The sequence below is a fragment of the Pseudomonas sp. AL10 genome (genome assembly GCF_029960685.1).
Classification (GTDB): Bacteria; Pseudomonadota; Gammaproteobacteria; order Pseudomonadales; family Pseudomonadaceae; genus Aquipseudomonas; species Aquipseudomonas lactis.
Map to the genome: position 1 here is coordinate 94,863 of NZ_JASBQZ010000009.1, position 18,926 is coordinate 113,788.

At 60.9% G+C, this 18,926-nt stretch carries 17 protein-coding genes; 14 read left to right on the plus strand and 3 right to left on the minus strand.

What is annotated here, in order from left to right; genetic code table 11:
• The first annotated feature begins 57 nt into the window (after positions 1 to 57).
• Together QK296_RS12320 and QK296_RS12325 are read left to right on the plus strand one after the other, a co-directional pair.
• A complete protein-coding gene (locus QK296_RS12320; protein ID WP_044273968.1) occupies positions 58 to 327 on the plus strand; it encodes a hypothetical protein in 270 nt (89 codons plus the stop codon).
• Between the two features lie 143 nt (positions 328 to 470).
• A complete protein-coding gene (locus tag QK296_RS12325) occupies positions 471 to 2,588 on the plus strand; it encodes a TonB-dependent receptor (protein ID WP_282390965.1) in 2,118 nt (705 codons plus the stop codon).
• A gap of 1 nt (position 2,589) precedes the next feature.
• Here the strand turns inward: QK296_RS12325 and QK296_RS12330 are convergent, their stop codons facing one another.
• Positions 2,590 to 4,407: a sigma-54-dependent Fis family transcriptional regulator gene (locus tag QK296_RS12330; protein WP_057710372.1), complete on the minus strand. Its 1,818-nt coding sequence runs from the start codon at positions 4,405 to 4,407 to the stop codon at positions 2,590 to 2,592.
• 351 nt (positions 4,408 to 4,758) lie between these two features.
• On the opposite strand from QK296_RS12330, the gene QK296_RS12335 reads away from it, so the two are divergent.
• The 10 genes from QK296_RS12335 to QK296_RS12380 all read left to right on the plus strand — a co-directional run bounded on the left by QK296_RS12335 (position 4,759) and on the right by QK296_RS12380 (position 15,910).
• Entirely contained in the window at positions 4,759 to 5,853 is a 1,095-nt protein-coding gene (locus tag QK296_RS12335) for an ABC transporter ATP-binding protein (RefSeq protein ID WP_003192018.1), read from the plus strand.
• The gene (locus QK296_RS12340; RefSeq protein WP_282390966.1) at positions 5,853 to 6,950 is read left to right on the plus strand and encodes an ABC transporter ATP-binding protein; all 1,098 of its coding nucleotides are present in this window, start codon (positions 5,853 to 5,855) and stop codon (positions 6,948 to 6,950) included. Before QK296_RS12335 ends, QK296_RS12340 begins: the two co-directional genes overlap by 1 nt.
• Positions 6,947 to 7,813, plus strand: a complete 867-nt coding sequence (locus QK296_RS12345; RefSeq protein WP_003192014.1) for a sugar ABC transporter permease — start codon at positions 6,947 to 6,949, stop codon at positions 7,811 to 7,813. Before QK296_RS12340 ends, QK296_RS12345 begins: the two co-directional genes overlap by 4 nt.
• A gap of 10 nt (positions 7,814 to 7,823) precedes the next feature.
• On the plus strand, positions 7,824 to 8,639 hold the full coding sequence (locus tag QK296_RS12350) for a carbohydrate ABC transporter permease (protein WP_124527973.1): 816 nt from the start codon (positions 7,824 to 7,826) through the stop codon (positions 8,637 to 8,639).
• An 11-nt stretch (positions 8,640 to 8,650) separates the two neighbouring features.
• The gene (locus QK296_RS12355; RefSeq protein WP_003192011.1) at positions 8,651 to 8,923 is read left to right on the plus strand and encodes a DUF2160 domain-containing protein; all 273 of its coding nucleotides are present in this window, start codon (positions 8,651 to 8,653) and stop codon (positions 8,921 to 8,923) included.
• Positions 8,924 to 9,084: 161 nt separating this feature from the next.
• Positions 9,085 to 10,827 (plus strand): ABC transporter substrate-binding protein, encoded by a 1,743-nt coding sequence (locus tag QK296_RS12360; protein WP_282390967.1) that lies wholly within the window; start codon positions 9,085 to 9,087, stop codon positions 10,825 to 10,827.
• Positions 10,828 to 11,120: 293 nt separating this feature from the next.
• Positions 11,121 to 12,500: an iron-containing redox enzyme family protein gene (locus QK296_RS12365; protein WP_282390968.1), complete on the plus strand. Its 1,380-nt coding sequence runs from the start codon at positions 11,121 to 11,123 to the stop codon at positions 12,498 to 12,500.
• An 11-nt stretch (positions 12,501 to 12,511) separates the two neighbouring features.
• Positions 12,512 to 13,456, plus strand: coding sequence for a class I SAM-dependent methyltransferase (locus tag QK296_RS12370; RefSeq protein ID WP_003192004.1), 945 nt, complete (start codon positions 12,512 to 12,514; stop codon positions 13,454 to 13,456).
• A gap of 6 nt (positions 13,457 to 13,462) precedes the next feature.
• Positions 13,463 to 14,581 carry a carboxylate-amine ligase gene (locus tag QK296_RS12375; RefSeq protein WP_282390986.1) on the plus strand — a complete coding sequence of 373 codons (1,119 nt, stop codon included), beginning with the start codon at positions 13,463 to 13,465 and terminating at the stop codon, positions 14,579 to 14,581.
• Positions 14,582 to 14,665: 84 nt separating this feature from the next.
• Positions 14,666 to 15,910 (plus strand): zinc-dependent alcohol dehydrogenase, encoded by a 1,245-nt coding sequence (locus QK296_RS12380; protein WP_094774109.1) that lies wholly within the window; start codon positions 14,666 to 14,668, stop codon positions 15,908 to 15,910.
• A gap of 152 nt (positions 15,911 to 16,062) precedes the next feature.
• Here the strand turns inward: QK296_RS12380 and QK296_RS12385 are convergent, their stop codons facing one another.
• Complete coding sequence (locus QK296_RS12385) at positions 16,063 to 16,494, minus strand: hypothetical protein (protein WP_034134520.1); 432 nt, start codon at positions 16,492 to 16,494, stop codon at positions 16,063 to 16,065.
• Between the two features lie 92 nt (positions 16,495 to 16,586).
• Positions 16,587 to 17,375: a helix-turn-helix transcriptional regulator gene (locus QK296_RS12390; protein ID WP_057710376.1), complete on the minus strand. Its 789-nt coding sequence runs from the start codon at positions 17,373 to 17,375 to the stop codon at positions 16,587 to 16,589.
• 85 nt (positions 17,376 to 17,460) lie between these two features.
• Here QK296_RS12390 and QK296_RS12395 point away from each other — a divergent pair, with 85 nt between their 5' ends.
• Positions 17,461 to 18,459 (plus strand): bile acid:sodium symporter family protein, encoded by a 999-nt coding sequence (locus tag QK296_RS12395; RefSeq protein WP_034134518.1) that lies wholly within the window; start codon positions 17,461 to 17,463, stop codon positions 18,457 to 18,459.
• A gap of 87 nt (positions 18,460 to 18,546) precedes the next feature.
• Positions 18,547 to 18,909 (plus strand): hypothetical protein, encoded by a 363-nt coding sequence (locus QK296_RS12400; RefSeq protein ID WP_003191993.1) that lies wholly within the window; start codon positions 18,547 to 18,549, stop codon positions 18,907 to 18,909.
• Positions 18,910 to 18,926 lie beyond the last annotated feature (17 nt).

Consider the following 18,926-nt stretch of genomic DNA (forward strand, 5'->3'; position numbering starts at 1 on the left):
TGAAACGCTTGCCTGCGGGCAATAGCCTCGGATTTTTCTTAAACACGAGGCCCTACCTTGGGTAAACGAAAAACGGTTTGGCCCACGGATCGCGAAATACGCTTGCGGTTTATCCTCTATGCGGTGATCGACGCCGCGACGGCCCAGGGCGTGTCTGCCGAGTTGTTGCTGCCGGCGCATAAGTTATTGCGTGACTCGCCCACGGAAGCCCAGTTGCGCGACACCTTGGGGGAGATTCTCGCCACTGACGAAATGTATGGCTTTCGCTTTGCGCCGGGGTCGGATGCAGATGATCTGCTGCGGGCATTGTCGGCGCCCGATGGCTGAACCTGCCACCGGGTTCGCCGCTGTTTTTAAATCGTCCTTGTCCTTCATTAAGGAGTGACCTGAGGGGCGTGCCTGCCTTCCCATCACTGTTCGCGTGGTGGGCTTGGCCTGGCACGTTCCCGGATTCCAAGGACCTGCCCCCAATGCTGCTGCGCCACCCCCCGTTTATTTTTGCCGCCTTGACCCTCAGTTCGCTGGTACAGGCCGAAGGCCTGCAATTGGCGCCGGTTGAAGTCACCACGGCCGAGGCCAGCGCCGCAGAAATCGCCCAGGCGCAGCTCAAAAGCGTGCCCGGTGGCACCAATTACATCGATATGGACAGCGTGCAACAGGGGCGGGTCAGCAGTAACGAAGACGTTTTCAAATATCAGGCCGGTGTGTACGCCAAGGCGGCCAATAACGAAGGGGTGAAGGTGTCCATTCGTGGCTCGGGCCTCAACCGCGCCCCCGGTGCCCACGCCTCCGGCCTGTATGAAATGTTCGACGGTCTGCCGCTTACCGGCCCAGGTGGTACGCCTTATGAGCTGAAGGACCCGCTGTGGCAAAGCCGGGTAGAGGTGCTGCGTGGCGCCAACGGGTTCGATCAGGGTGCATTGGCCTTGGGCGGTGCGGTCAACTACGTCACCCGCACCGGCTTGGACGCGCCCAAGCTGCAAGTGCGCTATGAGGTCGGCAGTCGCGGCTATGCCCAGCGTGAAGTCAGTTCGGGGCAAGTGCTGGGGGACGCCGACTATTACATCAGCCTCACCGATTCGGAGTCCGACGGTTATCAGCACCAAAGCGCTGGTACCGGCAAGGGCATCGCTGCCAATTTCGGCTACCGCTTTAACCCGGACCTGGAAACGCGCTTCTATTTGCGTTATCGCGAAACCACCAACGATTCTCCCGGCAGGCTCACGCGTGACCAGATCAGCCATGATCCGCGTGCCGCCAACAGCCTCAATGCCGCCCGCGACTCAAAACGCCTGCAACCGGGCTCCACCTGGATCGCCAACAAGACCACCTTGCGCTTGGACGATAATTCACGGGTCGAGGTCGGGCTGGCTTACCACGATTACCCTATGGACCTGCGCGAAGGCACCAACCGCCTCAAAGTTGCCTACACCGATATCAGCGGCACCCTGAATTACATCCGCCAGGACAGCCTGTTCGGCCACGCGAGTACTACCACTCTCGGCCTGCGTACCACCCAGGCGATGCCGAACAATGGGGCGTCGGAATATGTTCGCATTCCTGCGGGCAATACCGCCATTTATGCCCCCGGCACCAAAACCCGCGACTACAGCTACCTGGGCTCCGACACCGTGCTGCATGTAGGCAACGAACTGGAACTGGTTGAGGATCTATGGCTGACCAGCGGCCTTGCCGCGATCTACACGCGCCGCGAAACCCAGGTCACTTACCCCGACGGCCAGGCGCCGCTCAGTCAGCATGACTGGGATTACGCGCCGCGCATTGGCCTGCGTTACGACCTCACCCCGCAGTTGCAGGTCTACGGCAACCTGAGCCGCTCGGTAGAGCCTCCGCATGCGTGGTCGATGATTTGGGGTTCGAACAAATATTTTGGCCCGGGCAATGGGGCAGCTACGGGATTGCAGCGTGAAGGCGTAAAGCTGCGTAATCAGACCGCCACCACCCTGGAAATCGGCGGGCGCGGTGAAGCCTGGCTCGGCCAATGGGACCTGGCGCTCTATCGTTCTGAGGTTCGCCACGAGCTGCTTTCGGTCGAGACCCAGGCCCAGACCGCCACCAGCAACGCCATCATCGCCGAATCCAACGCCAGCCCCACCGTGCACCAGGGTGTGGAACTGAGCCTGCTCAGCCCGCTGTGGGACGGCGGGCGCAGCGGTAAGCTCGATCTGCGCCAGGCCTACACTTTCAACGACTTCCATTACCGCGACGACGACCGTTTCGGCGACAACACCTTACCCGGCATTCCCAAGCACTATTACCAGGCGCAACTGCGCTACAGCCATCCGACGGGTTTCTACACCAGCCTCAACACCGAGCATGCCTCACGGGTGGCGGTGGACTACGCCAATTCCTACTACGCGGCGGCCTACACCACCTTTGGCGCCACCTTCGGCTACGACGCGGCCAAGCAGGACTGGCAAGCCTGGGTCGACCTGCGCAACCTCACCAACCGCCGTTACGCCAATACCGTCACGCCGGGCTACGACGACAAAGGCATGGACGCCGCACGCTCCACCCCGGCTGATGGGCGTGGTATCTACACCGGCGTTTCCTGGAGCTGGCGTTAAATCAAACTTCGTGTTGGCGCAGGCGCTTGTACAGGGTGTTGCGACTCACCCCCAGCTCTCGCGCCAGGTGGGAAATATTCCCGCCCACGGCTTCCAGGCGCTGGCTCAGGTCAAGGTGTTCATCCAGGTGTTCGGGTTTGGACTGCGGCACCGTCGCCTGCAAATCCACGAAAAAATCATCGGGCAGGTGCTCTGCGCGGATCGGCTGCTCTTCGGCCATTGCCAACGCTACCTGCAACACGCTGCTCACCTGGCGTAAATTCCCCGGCCACGGGTGTTGCTCGAATAGCCTCAGCACCTCGGCGCTCAGCCCGGCCCATTGCGTCGGCTCGCGGTGTTGCTGCCACAGTTGCTGGAACAGCGCCTGCTTGTCGGTACGCTCGCGCAATGGCGGCAATTCCAGGGTCAGGCCGCCGATGCGGTAGTACAAGTCCTCGCGAAAGCGTCCGGCCTGCACCAGCTCGCGCAGTGCGCGGTTGGTCGCCGAGATGATGCGCAAGTCCACCGAGAACACCTCGCTGCTGCCCACCGGCTGCACACAGCGTTCTTGCAGCACCCGTAACAGACGGGCTTGGGTGGGCAGCGGCATATCGCCGATCTCGTCGAGAAACAACGTGCCCTTGTCCGCCTTGCGGATCAGGCCGATGCTGCCTTTTTGGTTAGCGCCGGTGAAGGCGCCTTTTTCGTAGCCGAACAGTTCCGATTCCACCAGCTCTGCGGGAATCGCCGCACAGTTCACCGCGATCAACGCCTGTCGGCTGCGGGAACTTGCCTGGTGCAGAGCTTTGACGAACACCTCTTTGCCTACGCCGGTCTCGCCGTGGATCAACAGCGGAATGTCCTTTTCCAACAGGCGCTCGGCCTGGCGCACGGCTTTTTCCACGCGCACATCGCCAAAATGCAGGGTTTGGAGGTTGATCGACGTCGGTGCTGGCGGCGGCGGTTGGCTGAACACCCGGGCCTGCACCGGCATCTGCTTGGGCCGCTTCAACAGGCACTGGAACCGATTGCGTCCCGCTGCCTGCAAGGCGAAGGGCAGCCCTTCCGGTTGGTTGAGCAACTCCAGTAGCGAGACCTTGAACAGGCTGTCGATCATCACCCGCGACAGGCTGATGCCCAGCAGGTTATCCGCACGCCGATTGGCCGACAGCACCTGGCCGCTTTCATCAAAGATCAGCAGGCCGGCCCATTGGCTGTCGAGGTTGCTCAAGCCGGTGTTGAAGGTCAGTTGGAAATGTTCGCCGCGAAACAGGTTGAGGATCAGCCGGTTTTCCACGGTCTGGCTCATCATCTTGACCATGCCCAGGGTGTGGGAGGGCGGCAGGTAACTGTCGCTGGATACGTCCAGCACCGCGATGATTTCGCGCTGAGCGTCGAAAATCGGCGCCGCGGAGCCGGTCATGAAGCGGTTGGCCTTGAGGAAGTGTTCATCGTGTTCAATATGCACGGCCTGGGCGCAGGCCAGCGCGGTGCCGATGGCATTGGTGCCGCTGGCGCGTTCCATCCAGCTGGCGCCGGGGCTGAAGCCGCGGGCCAGCGTGGGTTCGATAAACCGTTGAGTGCCCCACGAGGTCAGCACCTGGCCCTGATTGTCGGCCAGCATGATCAGGCAATTGGAATTGCTGAGGATGTTCTCGTAGTAGGGCAACACTTCCTGATGGGTGGTCTGCACCAGGGAATGCTGGCTTTCCAGCAGTTGGCGAATGCCTTCGGCGGGCAGTTGGTCAAAGCTGGGGGCACTCTGGTGGTCCAGGCCATAGGCGCGGCAACGGCGCCAGGATTCCTGGATAAGGGTGTCGTGGGTCAAGGGTTCGGCCATCGTGCGACCTTCTTTATTATTGTTGTCGGGTCTTGCGCCATCTAACGTCAGACATCGAACAATGTGGGAGCGGGCTTGCCCGCGATGGCAATGGGTCAGGCACAGCATCTACAAACTGATGCACCGCCATCGCGGGCAAGCCCGCTCCCACATTTGATCTTCGTCGCGCATAAAGTGTTGTTCACAACTGTTCATTGTCAACCCCGGCAGTGTTCAGTTGTTCAGCCGGATTGTTCACTCCTGAACATCATGGTTCACCCATTTCCTTACACATCAAGCGCTTGCGGTTTTGGCACGAAACTCGCTCTGACAACGGACCAGATTCATTCCAATAATAAAAAAGGTCGTGTCATGTCATTGACCCTGGAACATGTCTCCCGCGTTGTCGACGGCCAAACCTGGATCGACGACGCCAACCTGCGGTTCGAAGCCGGTTCTTTCAACGTCCTGCTCGGTCGCACCCTGTCGGGCAAGACCAGCCTGATGCGCCTGATGGCCGGCCTGGACAAGCCCGACAGCGGTCGCATCCTGATGAACGGCGTGGACGTCACGCAAAAGCCGGTGCGCCTGCGCAATGTGTCGATGGTCTACCAGCAGTTCATCAACTACCCGACCATGACCGTGTTCGAGAACATCGCCTCGCCGTTGCGTCAGGCCGGTGTGTCCAATGAGGTTATCCAGAGCAAGGTGCTGGAAACCGCCAAGATGCTACGCATCGAGAAATTCCTGCAGCGCCACCCCCTGGAATTGTCCGGTGGCCAGCAACAACGCACCGCCATGGCCCGCGCCCTGGTGAAAGACGCCGAACTGATTCTGTTCGATGAGCCGCTGGTCAACCTGGACTACAAACTGCGCGAAGAGCTGCGCCAGGAAATGCGCGAACTGTTCAAGGCGCGCCACACCATCGCGATATATGCCACCACCGAGCCCAACGAAGCCCTGGCCTTGGGGGGCACCACCACCATTCTTCACGAGGGGCGGGTGATTCAGAGCGGCAAGGCCGCCGAGGTCTACCACCAGCCGCAAACCGTGCTCGCCGCTGAGCTGTTCTCCGAGCCGCCGATCAACCTGATGCCAGGGCGCATCAGCGGTAACGAAGTGAGCTTCGCCAATTTCGTGCATTTCCCACTCAATGTTGACCTGCGGCCCATCGGCGAAGGCGATTTCCGCTTCGGCGTGCGCCCCAGCCATATCAGCCTGGTGCCCAGCAACGATGATGACCTTGAGTTGGCGGTGACCGTGGAAGTCGCCGAAATCAGCGGCTCGGAAACCTTCCTGCATGTGCGCAGTGAGCATTTCCTGCTGGTGCTGCACCTGCCGGGGGTGCATGAGTACGACGTGGACGCGCCGATCCGCGTGTATATCCCCACCCATAAACTGTTTGTGTTCGATGGTCAGGGCCGCTTGGTCCAGGCCCCCGGGCGCCGTGTCGCGAGGGTTGCCTGATGGCCGAGATCCATTTGCGCAACCTGGCCCATAGCTACAACCCTACGCCTACAGGGCCAGAAGACTACGCCATCCGGGAAATGAATCATGTGTGGGAGCAGGGCGGTGCCTACGCCTTGCTCGGGCCGTCAGGCTGCGGCAAGTCCACGCTGCTCAATATCATCTCCGGCCTGCTCAGCCCGTCCGAAGGCCAGGTACTGTTCGATACCCAAGTGGTCAACGACTTGACCCCGGAAAAGCGCAATATCGCCCAGGTGTTCCAGTTCCCGGTGGTGTACGACACCATGACGGTGTTCGACAACCTGGCGTTCCCGCTGCGCAACCAGGGCATGGCCGAAGCGAAAATTCACAGCAAGGTGCAGGAGATCGCCGAAGTCCTCGACTTGCAAAACCTGCTGAGCAAAAAAGCCCGTAACCTCACCGCCGACGAAAAACAGAAAGTCTCCATGGGCCGTGGCCTGGTGCGCGATGACGTGTCGGCCATTCTGTTCGATGAACCGCTGACGGTGATCGATCCGCACCTGAAGTGGAAACTGCGGCGCAAGCTCAAGCAGATTCACGAGCAGTTCAATATCACCATGGTCTACGTCACCCACGATCAACTGGAAGCCTCCACGTTCGCCGACAAGATCGCGGTGATGTACGGCGGGCAGATCGTGCAGTTCGGTACGCCGCGTGAATTGTTCGAGCGGCCCAGCCACACCTTTGTCGGTTATTTCATCGGTAGCCCTGGGATGAATCTGATCGAGGTGCAGGCCAAGTCTGGCGGTGTAGGGTTTGCCAATACCCTGTTGCCGCTGTCCGAAGCGTTGCAGCAACGTCTCAACACCACCGACTACAAAAAGCTCCAGGTTGGTATCCGTCCGGAATTTATCCACGTGTGGGACGAGTACAACCCTGACGCCCTGCAAGCCGAAGTCGTCCATGTGGAGGACCTCGGCACCTACAAGATCATGACCCTCAACCTCGATGGCGCCACCCTCAAGGTGCGGCTGGCCGAGGACAAGCCGGTGCCGGAAGGCAAGGCTTGCATCAGCTTCCCCGCGCAATGGCTGATGCTCTACGCCGACGATTACCTGCTGGAGGTGGCACCATGAACAAGGTGCAGAATAACAAGGCCTGGTGGCTGGTGTTGCCGGTGTTCCTGCTGGTGGCGTTCAGTGCGGTGATCCCGATGATGACCGTGGTCAACTATTCGGTGCAGGACATTTTCGACCAGTCCAGCCGCTATTTTGTCGGGGCCGACTGGTACAAGCAGGTGCTGCTCGACCCGCGCCTGCACGATTCGCTGCTGCGCCAGTTCATCTACTCGGCCTGCGTGCTATTGATTGAGATCCCGTTGGGCATCGCCATCGCGCTGACCATGCCCACCAAGGGCCGCTGGTCCTCGCTGGTGCTGATCATCCTCGCCATTCCGTTGCTGATCCCGTGGAACGTGGTCGGCACCATCTGGCAGATTTTTGGCCGTGCCGACATCGGCCTGCTGGGCTCGACCCTCAACGCCCTGGGCATCAGCTACAACTACGCTGCCAATACCATGGACGCCTGGGTCACCGTGCTGGTCATGGATGTGTGGCATTGGACCTCGCTGGTAGCACTGCTGTGCTACTCAGGCTTAAGGGCCATTCCGGACGTGTACTACCAGGCCGCGCGGATTGATCGTGCATCGGCCTGGGCGGTGTTCCGACATATCCAGTTGCCGAAGATGAAAAGCGTGCTGCTGATCGCGGTGATGCTGCGTTTCATGGACAGCTTCATGATCTACACCGAACCCTTCGTGCTGACTGGCGGTGGACCGGGTAACGCCACCACCTTCCTGAGTCAGACGCTTACCCAGATGGCCGTCGGCCAATTCGACCTGGGCCCGGCGGCGGCGTTTTCCCTGGTGTATTTCCTGATCATCCTGTTGGTGTCCTGGCTGTTCTACACCGCCATGACCCATTCCGACGCCAACCGCTGAGGCCGCCAACATGAGCAAGCGTCTTACGTTTATGAAGAAAGTGATCCCACTACTGATCTACATCCTGTTCCTGCTGGTGCCGATCTACTGGCTGCTGAACATGTCCTTCAAGAGCAACACCGAAATCCTCGGCGGCCTGACCCTGTTTCCGCAGGATTTCACCCTGGCCAACTACAAGGTGATCTTCACCGACCCGAGCTGGTACACCGGTTACCTCAACTCGCTGTACTACGTGAGCCTGAACACGGTGATCTCCCTGAGCGTGGCGCTGCCGGCGGCCTATGCGTTCTCGCGTTACCGCTTCCTGGGTGACAAGCACCTGTTCTTCTGGCTGCTCACCAACCGTATGGCGCCGCCGGCGGTGTTCCTGCTGCCGTTCTTCCAGCTTTATTCATCCATTGGCCTGTTCGACACGCACATCGCCGTGGCCCTGGCCCATTGCCTGTTCAACGTGCCGTTGGCGGTATGGATCCTGGAAGGCTTCATGTCCGGTGTACCGAAGGAAATCGACGAAACCGCTTACATCGACGGCTATAGTTTTCCCAAGTTCTTCGTGAAGATTTTTATCCCGCTGATTGGCTCCGGTATCGGCGTCACGGCGTTTTTCTGTTTCATGTTTTCCTGGGTCGAACTGCTGCTGGCGCGCACGCTCACCTCGGTCAACGCCAAGCCCATCGCAGCGGTGATGACCCGCACGGTGTCGGCCTCCGGCATTGATTGGGGCGTGCTGGCAGCGGCGGGGGTGTTGACCATCCTGCCGGGCATGCTGGTGATCTGGTTTGTTCGCAACCATGTGGCCAAGGGCTTTGCCCTGGGCCGGGTCTAGAGGAGTCGATGATGGAATGGATGGCCTGGACCACCCCCACAGCGCTGTTCTTTGGCGGTATTGCCCTGATTCTGGCGGGCATGACCACTTGGGAATTGCGTTCGCCGAGTATCCCGCGGCGCGGTTTGCTGCCGATCAGCACCACCCGTGGCGATCGCTTGTTTATCGGTCTGCTCGGCAGCGCCTACCTGCATTTGCTGGTCATTGGCGTTACCGACTGGAGCATCTGGGTGGCGTCCGCGCTCTCCCTGTTATGGCTGTTGAGTGTGATGCGTTGGGGCTAGGTCTACACGACCCTGTAGGAGCGAGCTTGCTCGCGAAAATCGTCAACGATAACGCAGTGTTCCTGGTAGCCCGCGGTGTCTTTGAGTTCTTCGCGAGCAAGCTCGCTCCTACAAGGGAGGTGGTTGCCGATAGCCCTTTTGAAACTAACCTGGAGGTCTCTATGTTGAATAAAAACAATAAGCTGCGACATAGCATTTCATTGGCCGCCGTACTGGCCCTCAGTGGTTTGAGCGCTTCGGCCTGGGCCGATGCGTATGAAGAAGCCGCAAAAAAATGGATCGGCAGCGAGTTCAAACCCTCGACCCTTACCGAAGCTCAACAGTTGGAGGAGTTGAAGTGGTTTATCAAGGCGTCGGAGCCGTTCCGTGGGATGAAGATCAACGTGGTGTCGGAAACCCTCACCACCCACGAGTACGAATCCAAGGTGCTGGCCAAGGCCTTCAGTGAAATCACCGGCATCAAGCTGACCCACGACCTGCTGCAGGAAGGCGACGTGGTGGAGAAGCTGCAAACCCAGATGCAATCCGACAAGAACATCTATGACGGCTGGGTCAACGATTCCGACTTGATCGGTACGCACTTTCGCTATGGCAAGACCGAATCCATCACTGACCTGATGGCCAACGAAGGCAAGGATTTCACCTCGCCCACCCTGGACCTCAAGGACTTTATCGGGCTGTCTTTCACCACCGCGCCGGACGGCAAGATCTACCAGTTGCCCGACCAGCAGTTCGCCAACCTCTATTGGTTTCGCGCCGACTGGTTCGAGCGCCCGGAGCTGAAGGCCAAGTTCAAGGAAAAATACGGCTACGACCTGGGCGTACCGGTGAACTGGTCGGCCTATGAAGACATCGCCAAGTTCTTCAGCGAAGACGTCAAGGAAATCGACGGCAAGCGCATTTATGGGCACATGGATTACGGCAAGAAAGACCCGTCCCTGGGCTGGCGCTTCACCGATGCCTGGTTCTCCATGGCCGGCGGCGGCGACAAGGGCTTGCCCAACGGCTTGCCGGTGGACGAGTGGGGCATCCGTGTGGAGGACTGCCACCCGGTGGGTTCCAGCGTCACCCGTGGCGGCGACACCAACGGCCCGGCAGCCGTATTCGCCACGCAGAAATACGTGGACTGGATGAAAGCCTACGCGCCTCCGGAAGCGGCGGGCATGACTTTCTCCGAATCCGGCCCGGTGCCGTCCCAGGGCAACATCGCCCAGCAGATCTTCTGGTACACCGCGTTTACCGCCGATATGGTCAAGCCGGGCTTGCCGGTGGTGAATGCCGACGGTACGCCGAAATGGCGCATGGCGCCGTCGCCGGTCGGGCCGTATTGGGAAAAGGGCATGAAGAAGGGCTATCAGGACGTAGGTTCTTGGACCTTCCTCAAGTCCACCCCCGAGAAGCAGAAACTCGCGGCCTGGCTCTACGCGCAGTTCGTGACCTCAAAAACGGTGTCGCTGAAGAAAACCATCGTTGGCCTGACGCCGATTCGTGAGTCGGATATCAACTCCCAGGCCATGACCGACATGGCGCCCAAACTCGGTGGGCTGGTGGAGTTCTACCGCAGCCCGGCCCGCACCGAGTGGTCGCCGACCGGTACCAACGTGCCCGACTACCCACGCCTGGCGCAACTGTGGTGGAGCAACATCGCCGCCGCAGCCAGCGGCGAGAAAACCCCGCAACAGGCGCTGGACAACCTGGCCAAGGAGCAGGACGCGATCATGACGCGCCTGGAACGCTCCAAGGTGCAACCGGTGTGCGGCCCGAAAATGAACCCCGAGCGTGACGCGCAATACTGGTTCGACCAGCCGGGCGCACCGAAGCCGAAACTGGCCAACGAGAAGCCCAAGGGCGAAACCGTGAACTACAACGACCTGCTCAAGCAGTGGGAGGCGGCGCGTAAGTAACAGCGCCATCTCAACCTCTGTAGGAGCGAGCTTGCTCGCGAAAAACGTCAACGATAACGCGTGCTTTCTGAATAAACGCGGCGTCTGCGGCTTCTTCGCGAGCAAGCTCGCTCCTACAGGCATTTTGGTTTTGTGAGCCCTGACAAACGACCGCTTATCCCTCCCAACCCAACCCCGTTTGAATTTTCTGCACACCCCGAGGCTCTGCATTTTAGAAGCGCGTGATGTTGAACGCTCTTGCGGGGCCACCTTGTGGGAGGCCCGTTGTAACGGACTTTGCGGAAACTGCCATCATGACACTCCTTACAGCGCTGTCTGGCCAGCCGGCCTCTCTCACCCATTCGGCCCAGGGCCGCCATCAACAGGTGTACCAACAGCTGCATGGCGAAACCCAAGGCGCCACCGAACTGGCGCGTGAATACCTGCACGATCAATTGGCCCTGGTAGAAGCCACCGACTGCGACTTGCCAGAGGCGCCCGAACAGCTGCTGGCCTGGGTCGAGCAGCGCTGCGCCGAGGTGGCCCAGGCCTATGCCGACTACCTTGAGCAGCGCCGGCAAGGCGGGCCACGGCGGTATTTCCAGAACAAGGCCCATGCGTTGTATTTCCTGCAGTGCGTGGCGCCCACCAAACAGGTCGACGGCGCCTGGCTCTACGGCTTGCTGCGCTATTGGCAAGACCAGCGCTTCGACGGCCTGCTCACCACTTACCTGGAAGAGTTGGGCGACGGTGAAGCCGCGCAGAACCATGTGGTGATCTACCGCAAGTTGCTCAGCGAGCACGATGCCGACAGCGAAGCCGGCCTTGAGGATGATCATTACCTGCAAGGCGCCCTGCAACTGGCGCTTGGCGTGTGCGCCGACGAGTTCCTGCCGGAGGTCATTGGCTTCAACCTGGGTTACGAGCAACTGCCGCTGCACCTGTTGATCACCGCCTATGAACTCAGTGAGCTGGGTATCGACCCTTATTACTTCACGCTGCATGTCACCATCGACAACGCCAGCAGTGGTCACGCGTGCAAAGCTGCACAATCGGTGCTGAACCTGCTGCCGCTGGGCGAGGGCAGGGCAGACTTCTATCGCCGGGTGGCCGCAGGCTACCGCCTGAATGATCTGGGCGCGGGTACCACGTCTGTGATCAAACAATTCAACCTGCAGGACCAGGTGGTGGCGATGCTCGAACGCAAGCGCGCCTTCGGCCAGCATATGCATTCGGACTACTGCCGCTTCGAAGGCCAGACCGTCAACCAATGGCTGGCCCAGCCTGGGCAGATCGGCGCGTTCCTCAAGGCCCTGGAAGACAAAGGCTGGATCCAGCACAACCAGGACCCTGCCAACAGCCGCTTCTGGCAACTCATCGAGGGTGCTGGCGCCGCGATGTTCGGGGTGTTCAGCGGTTATGAAAAACAACTGATCCATGACTGGATCGCCGGGGAATGGGTGGCCAGCGAACGCGTGCCGCCCGTGCGGCCGGGACGCGGCAGCCGGTTTTCCCGCGAACAGCATCGTCCAGCGGACCCAGATACCCAGGCCCTGGCGGAGTCGTTGTGCAACTTGCCTGATGTGCAACAGCTCAATGCGCTGATCCCGTGGCTGTCGGCACGCCGTCACTGCACGCCTGCCGGGCTGTATGCCACTCGCCGCTTTATCCAACTGCGTGCGCGCTTGCGCTAAGGAATATGCCTATGTCTGCGCAACAACTGGCTGATCGCGCCTTGTTGAATTTGGGCCGGGGGTTGAAGGAGGGCGGTTATCGCTTTATCACACCGACGCCCTTGACCCACGAGCGTGTCTACCGGCGGCTGGCAACGCCCCTGGCAATGACGCTGCGCGATGTGTTCGGGTGGTCGATGCCGTTCGATCAAGGCCTGTTGCCCGAGGCCCTGCGTGAAGAGTTGCAACAGGCGGATGTGATCGAAAAACACGGCGCGCTATGGCGCAGCGCGGTGCGTTGGTCGAGCCTCGATGAGCTGTTGTTCGCGCATTCACCTTATCCCACCGACCAGGCGGACGCGGTGTTTTTCGGCCCCGACAGCTACCGCTTTGCCCAGGTAATCGAAGCCTACCTGCAACAGCGTTTCGAGCCGCTCAAGCGCGCCGTGGACATCGGCTGTGGCGCCGGTGTCGGCGCGCTGGTGATTGCTAAAGCCAGGCATGACGCCCAGGTGCTAGCAGTGGACATCAACCCCCGGGCGCTGCGCATGACGGCGGTGAATGCCGAGCTGGCCGGGCTGAATAACGTCAGCGTTTACCACAGTGACGTGTTAGCCAGTGTGGAGGGCGAGTTCGACCTGATCGTCGCCAACCCGCCGTACATGAAAGATGACCGTCAGCGCGCCTATCGCCATGGCGGTGGCGCCCTGGGGGAGCAGTTGTCGCTGCGCATCGTCAGTGAATCCATCGGGCGCCTGGCCCTGGGCGGTAGCCTGCTGCTGTATACCGGGGTGGCGATGGTGGCCGGCAGCGATCCCTTCCTGGAGGCGGTCAAGCCGCTGCTGGGCAGCGACGCCTACGGCTGGACCTACCGCGAACTGGACCCGGACGTCTTCGGTGAAGAACTGGAAAAACCAGGCTATGAGCAGGTGGAGCGCATTGCCGTGGTCGCACTGACTGTCACCCGACTGCGCTGAATGTCGATGCTCACCTTTGGCATTGAAGAGGAATACTTCATTACCGACCTGCACAGCCGCCAGATGGTGTGCGAGCCCTCGGCAGCGGTGCTGGCGGCCTGCCGCGAAGCGATTGGCGCAGGCTTCTCCTATGAGATGTTCCAAGGGCAGATCGAGGCGGCCTCACCGGTGTTCACCTCCAGCGCCGAAGCGGCGGATTACTTGCGGGCAGTACGCGGCAACCTGGCGCAATCCCTGGCTGAGTTCGGCCTCGGTGTGGTGTGCGCCGGCAGCCACCCTCTGGCCGATTGGCGTGGGCAGCGGCCGACCGATCAGGCGCATTTCCGGCAACTGTTCGACGATATTCAGTATGTAGCGCGGCGCAGTGTGTTGTGCGGGCTGCATGCGCATGTGCAGGTGCCGCAAACGCTGGACCGCATAGCGGTGATGAACCAGGTGTCGCCGTGGTTGCCGTTGTTGCTGCTGCTCAGTTGCTCGTCCCCCTTCTGGGACGGCGCGCCCAGCGGCTTCATGAGCTACCGCCAGGCCGCGTGCGACGAGTGGCCCCGCATGGGCGTGCCGGAACACTTCAGCGATTGGGCCGAGTACCAGCGCTACCTGGTCATGTTGCAGCGCATCGGCGCGATCAAGGCCGATGGCAATGGCTGGTGGGGCATCCGCCCCGCGGCGCGTTACCCCACACTGGAACTGCGCATGACCGACGCCTGCCCACGGCTGGCGGACGCCTTGGCCCTCGCCACGCTGTTTCGGGTAATGGTTACCCATGCCTGCGCGATGCAGCGCCCTGGAGCCAGGTTCAGTGCCGAGGCGCGCTGGCTGCTCAAGGAAAATCGCTGGCAGGCCAAGCGTTATGGGGCCGCTGGTACCTTTGCGTTGGACGACACCGGCACCCTGGGCAGCGCTGAGCAATGGCTGCAATACGCCCGACAGACCTTTGCCGCCACCGCAGAGGCCATGGGCGAGCCGCTGTTGTTCAATACCTTGGATGCCTTGCTGCAACGCGGCAACAGCGCGACTGAGCAGTTGCGCTGGCACGCCCAGGCCCAGGCCACCGGTGCCGATGCGCTTGCCAGCTTGCGCCAGGTAGTCGACCTGCTGTTGGCCCAGACTCGCGGCGACCATTGATCGGGTCTTGATCGAGGTTGATGGAACACTGAGGGGGTTGCTCCGCCCTTAATCAGTAACCCCTCAACGGCAGGAGCGCAGAGCATGCGAGCGATGACTTACCAGGGCGCACACAAGGTGCAGGTGGATACCGTGCCCGATCCGATCATTGAACAACCCGACGACATCATTCTGCGGGTCACCGCCACCGCGATCTGTGGCTCGGACCTGCACCTGTACCGGGGCAAGATCCCGACCGTGGAGCACGGCGATATCTTCGGCCATGAGTTCATGGGCATCGTCGAAGAAACCGGCCCGGCCGTCACCGCGGTGCAACGCGGCGACCGTGTGGTGATTCCGTTCGTGATTGCCTGTGGCGATTGCTTTTTCTGCCAGCTCCAGCAATTCGCCGCCTGCGAAACCACCAATGATGGGCGCGGTGCGATCCTGAATAAAAAAGCCATCCCACCGGGTGCCGCGCTGTTTGGCTACAGCCGCCTGTACGGCGGTATTCCCGGCGGTCAGGCGGAATGGGTGCGGGTGCCCAAGGCCAATACCGGGCCGTTCAAGGTGCCCGGCACCCTGGCGGATGAGAAGGTGCTGTTCCTCTCCGATATTCTGCCCACCGCTTGGCAGGCGGTGACCAACGCTGGCATCGGCAAAGGCTCCAGCGTGGCCATCTATGGCGCCGGGCCCGTGGGTCTTCTCAGTGCGGCATGCGCGCAGATGCTGGGCGCCGAACAGATCTTCATGGTCGACGACCATCCGTATCGTTTGGCCTACGCGCAGAAAACCTACGGCGTGATTCCGATCAATTTCGAAGAAGACGATGACCCGGCTGACACCATCATCCGCCAAACTGCCGGCATGCGCGGCGTCGATGGCGTGGTGGACGCGGTGGGTTTCGAGGCCAAGGGCAGCACTACAGAAACCCTGCTCACTGCCCTCAAGATCGAAGGTAGCAGCGGCAAGGCGCTGCGCCAGTGCATCGCCGCCGTGCGTCGCGGTGGCGTGGTCAGTGTCGCCGGGGTGTATGCCGGGTTTATCCATGGCTTCATGTTCGGCGATGCCTTCGACAAGGGCCTGACCTTCAAGATGGGCCAGACCCATGTGCAGCGGTTCTTACCCGAGTTGTTGGAGCATATCGAGCTGGGGCATCTGCACCCGGAGGCGATCATCACTCACCGGCTGCCCCTGGAGCAGGCGGCGCGGGGGTATGAGCTGTTTGATAAAGCCGAGGAGGAGTGCCGCAAGGTGATCCTCCTGCCGGGTGGGAGCGACCGGCCGCTGACCGAACCGCTGGACGAACTGAACCCTGAGTTGCGCGTACAAGGCGTTCCCGGTTTCTAAATTAATATCCGGAAAAATGTGGGAGCTGGCTTGCCTGCGATGGCGGTGCGACAGTCACTGCATCTGTGACTGCACTACCGCTTTCGCAGGCAAGCCAGCTCCCACATGGATCTTCTTTGCTTCGACAGTGGTGTTTCCCACATTAGCCGGTGTCAAGCTGCGGCTTGCGGCTGGATGCGCAGTTCGCCGTCGACATCCTTGACCAGCCCACTGGCGACAAACAGCGGCGCCAGGCGTTTGTGCAGCTGCGGCTCGACGAATTCCTTCACCGTATCCAGCGCCAACACACCACTGAGCGGCAGCTCGGCCTTGGTGTACGACAACCAGGCCTTTTTCAACGCCATTAATACATCACTGCCCGCCGTCGAAGCGAAGCGACGGTGCACGGGCTTACCCTCGAAGGTAAAGGTATGTTGGAACTCATAACCGCTTTCATCGCCACCGTTGGCCGTGCAGCGCACACAGGTGCAAGGGCCGTCGCCGAAGGCGCTGCGTAGGTAGGCGTTGAAGTCCACCACGGGCTTGAGTGACAGGCGCTTATCAACCTCGAACAGGTCCCCGGTCATTTTTTCGTCAGTGTTCAACGTCCATTTCCTCGCAGTCGGTTGCTGTGTTTCAAAGCGCGGCACAATACCAGCCGAGCGTGGGTTTGGGGATTATTTGCGTCAAGGGAGGGTCAGCGGAAGAATTCACCGGGGGTGGAGTCAAACTGCTGACGAAATGCATTGATAAAGGCTGAGGTCGATTCATAGCCACACCCCAATGCCACATCCGTCACCCGCTCGCCTTGTTCCAGGGCGGGCAGGGTGCTCAACAGGCGCAGGCGCTGGCGCCACGCGCGGAATGTCAGCCCGGTGTCACTCAGGAACACCCTACTGAGGGTTTTTTCGCTGACTCCCAGCTTGCGGCTCCAATCGCCCAACGTGGTCTGCTGCTCGGGGTGCAGGTTCAGGCTGCGGTAGATCTGCCGCAGCCGTGGGTCGTGAGGCAGCGGCAACATCAAATCCACCTGGGGCGCGGCAGCGAGTTGGTCGAGCAGTACCTGAGCCAGGCGTCCGTCCGGTCCGTCCTCGGTATATTCGACCGGCAATTGGCTGAAGTTGCGGATCAACTCGCGCAACAAACTGCTCACCTCCAGCACTTGGCAACGCTCGGCGGCCCAGGCGGTGACGCTGCAGTCGAGGTACAAGCTGCGCATTTCCGTATGGGGCGAACTGAACACCCGATGGGGCATGCCGGCCGGAATCCACACCGCGCGCTGGGGTGGTGCGACGAAACGGCCGACGCTGGTCTGGATCTCCAGTACCCCGGAAATCGCGTAGGACAACTGCACCCACGGATGACTGTGCCGTCGCGTCAGCGCCCGATTGGGCAAGGATTCAGTGCGCCCGTACACCGGCCTAGGCAGGCTGGAAAGCCCAGGCACACTGCGGCGAACGGCTTTTTCATGTCCTTTAGGCGGCATTTACTGGCTCATTGGCGTTAGTCGGTAACAGGTGGTTACGTTAGAGTCGTCGCGACGCTCTTGGCAACCCCTGGAAGAATTGCTTATGACCCGGCCCCGGTTTCTGCCCGACAACTTCACCCTCACCCTCATCGCCACCGTGATCCTCGCCTCACTGCTGCCCGCCAGCGGCCAGACTGCCGTGGCGTTCGGCTGGGTCACCAACCTGGCCATCGCGCTGCTGTTTTTCCTGCATGGCGCCAAGCTGTCGCGCAAGGCCATCGTCGCCGGTGCCGGCCACTGGCGCCTGCATCTGCTGGTGTTCAGCCTGACCTTCGTGCTGTTCCCGCTGCTGGGCCTGGCGCTCAAGCCGCTGCTGTCGCCGTTGATCGGCAACGAGCTGTACATGGGCATGCTCTACCTCTGCGCCTTGCCGGCCACCGTGCAATCGGCAATTGCCTTTACCTCCCTGGCCCGCGGCAACATCCCGGCGGCCATCTGCAGCGCGGCGGCGTCCAGCCTGTTCGGCATCTTCCTGACGCCGCTGCTGGTAGCGCTGCTGCTCAACGTACACGGTGATGGCGGCTCCACAGTCGATGCAATTGTCAAAATCAGCGTGCAGTTGTTGCTGCCGTTCATTGCCGGGCAAGTCGCCAGTCGCTGGATTGGGGGCTGGGTCGGGCGTAACAAAGCCTGGCTCAAATTCGTCGATCAAGGTTCGATTCTGCTGGTGGTCTACGGGGCTTTCAGCGAGGCGGTCAACGAAGGTATCTGGCACCAGATCCCGCTGTGGGAATTGGGCGGGTTGGTGGTGGCCTGCTGCGTGTTGCTGGCCCTGGTGCTGGTGGCGTCTACGCTGCTGGGCAAGGCGTTTGGCTTTAACCAGGAGGACCGCATCACCATCTTGTTCTGTGGTTCGAAGAAAAGCCTGGCGACCGGCGTGCCGATGGCACAGGTGCTGTTTGCCGGGGCAAGCATGGGCGTGTTGATCCTACCGTTGATGCTGTTTCACCAGATCCAGTTGATGGTCTGCGCGGCGTTGGCCCAACGCTATGCCCAGCGGCCGGAGAGCATTCCTGAGTTGATGGGGCAGGTGGATCCGTGACGCACCTCTCATTGGCGGGTAAATAAGCTCAAGTTAACCGGCGTGCCGACGACTTACTTCTTAACTAACCCAAGAAGGAGTGTCGGCATGAACGTTCATCGTGTAGCGGTACTGACTGGCCTCCTGGGCCTGTGGGCAAGTACCTGCGGCGCCGCACAAACCGTGGGGCAGGGCACCATCAGGTTCAGCGGCGCGATTGTCGAGTCAGGGTGTGCGACAAATGCGCGCAGCGGTTCGGTGATGGAACTGCGTGGCTGTGCCCAATCCAGTCGTGGCAGCCGCATCGAGGTGCGCAGCGTCGCGCCAGTTGCCAGCGTCGACGCACCCCATGTGCGGCTGGTGGCGGACAGCGGCAAGGGGCGCTATTACGATCAGCGCTATGTGTTGGTAGACAGCGCCGGCAAGCTTATCCAGTCAGGCAACTACATCATTACCATGACTTCGCCGTAGGCCGCCGGGCGACGATC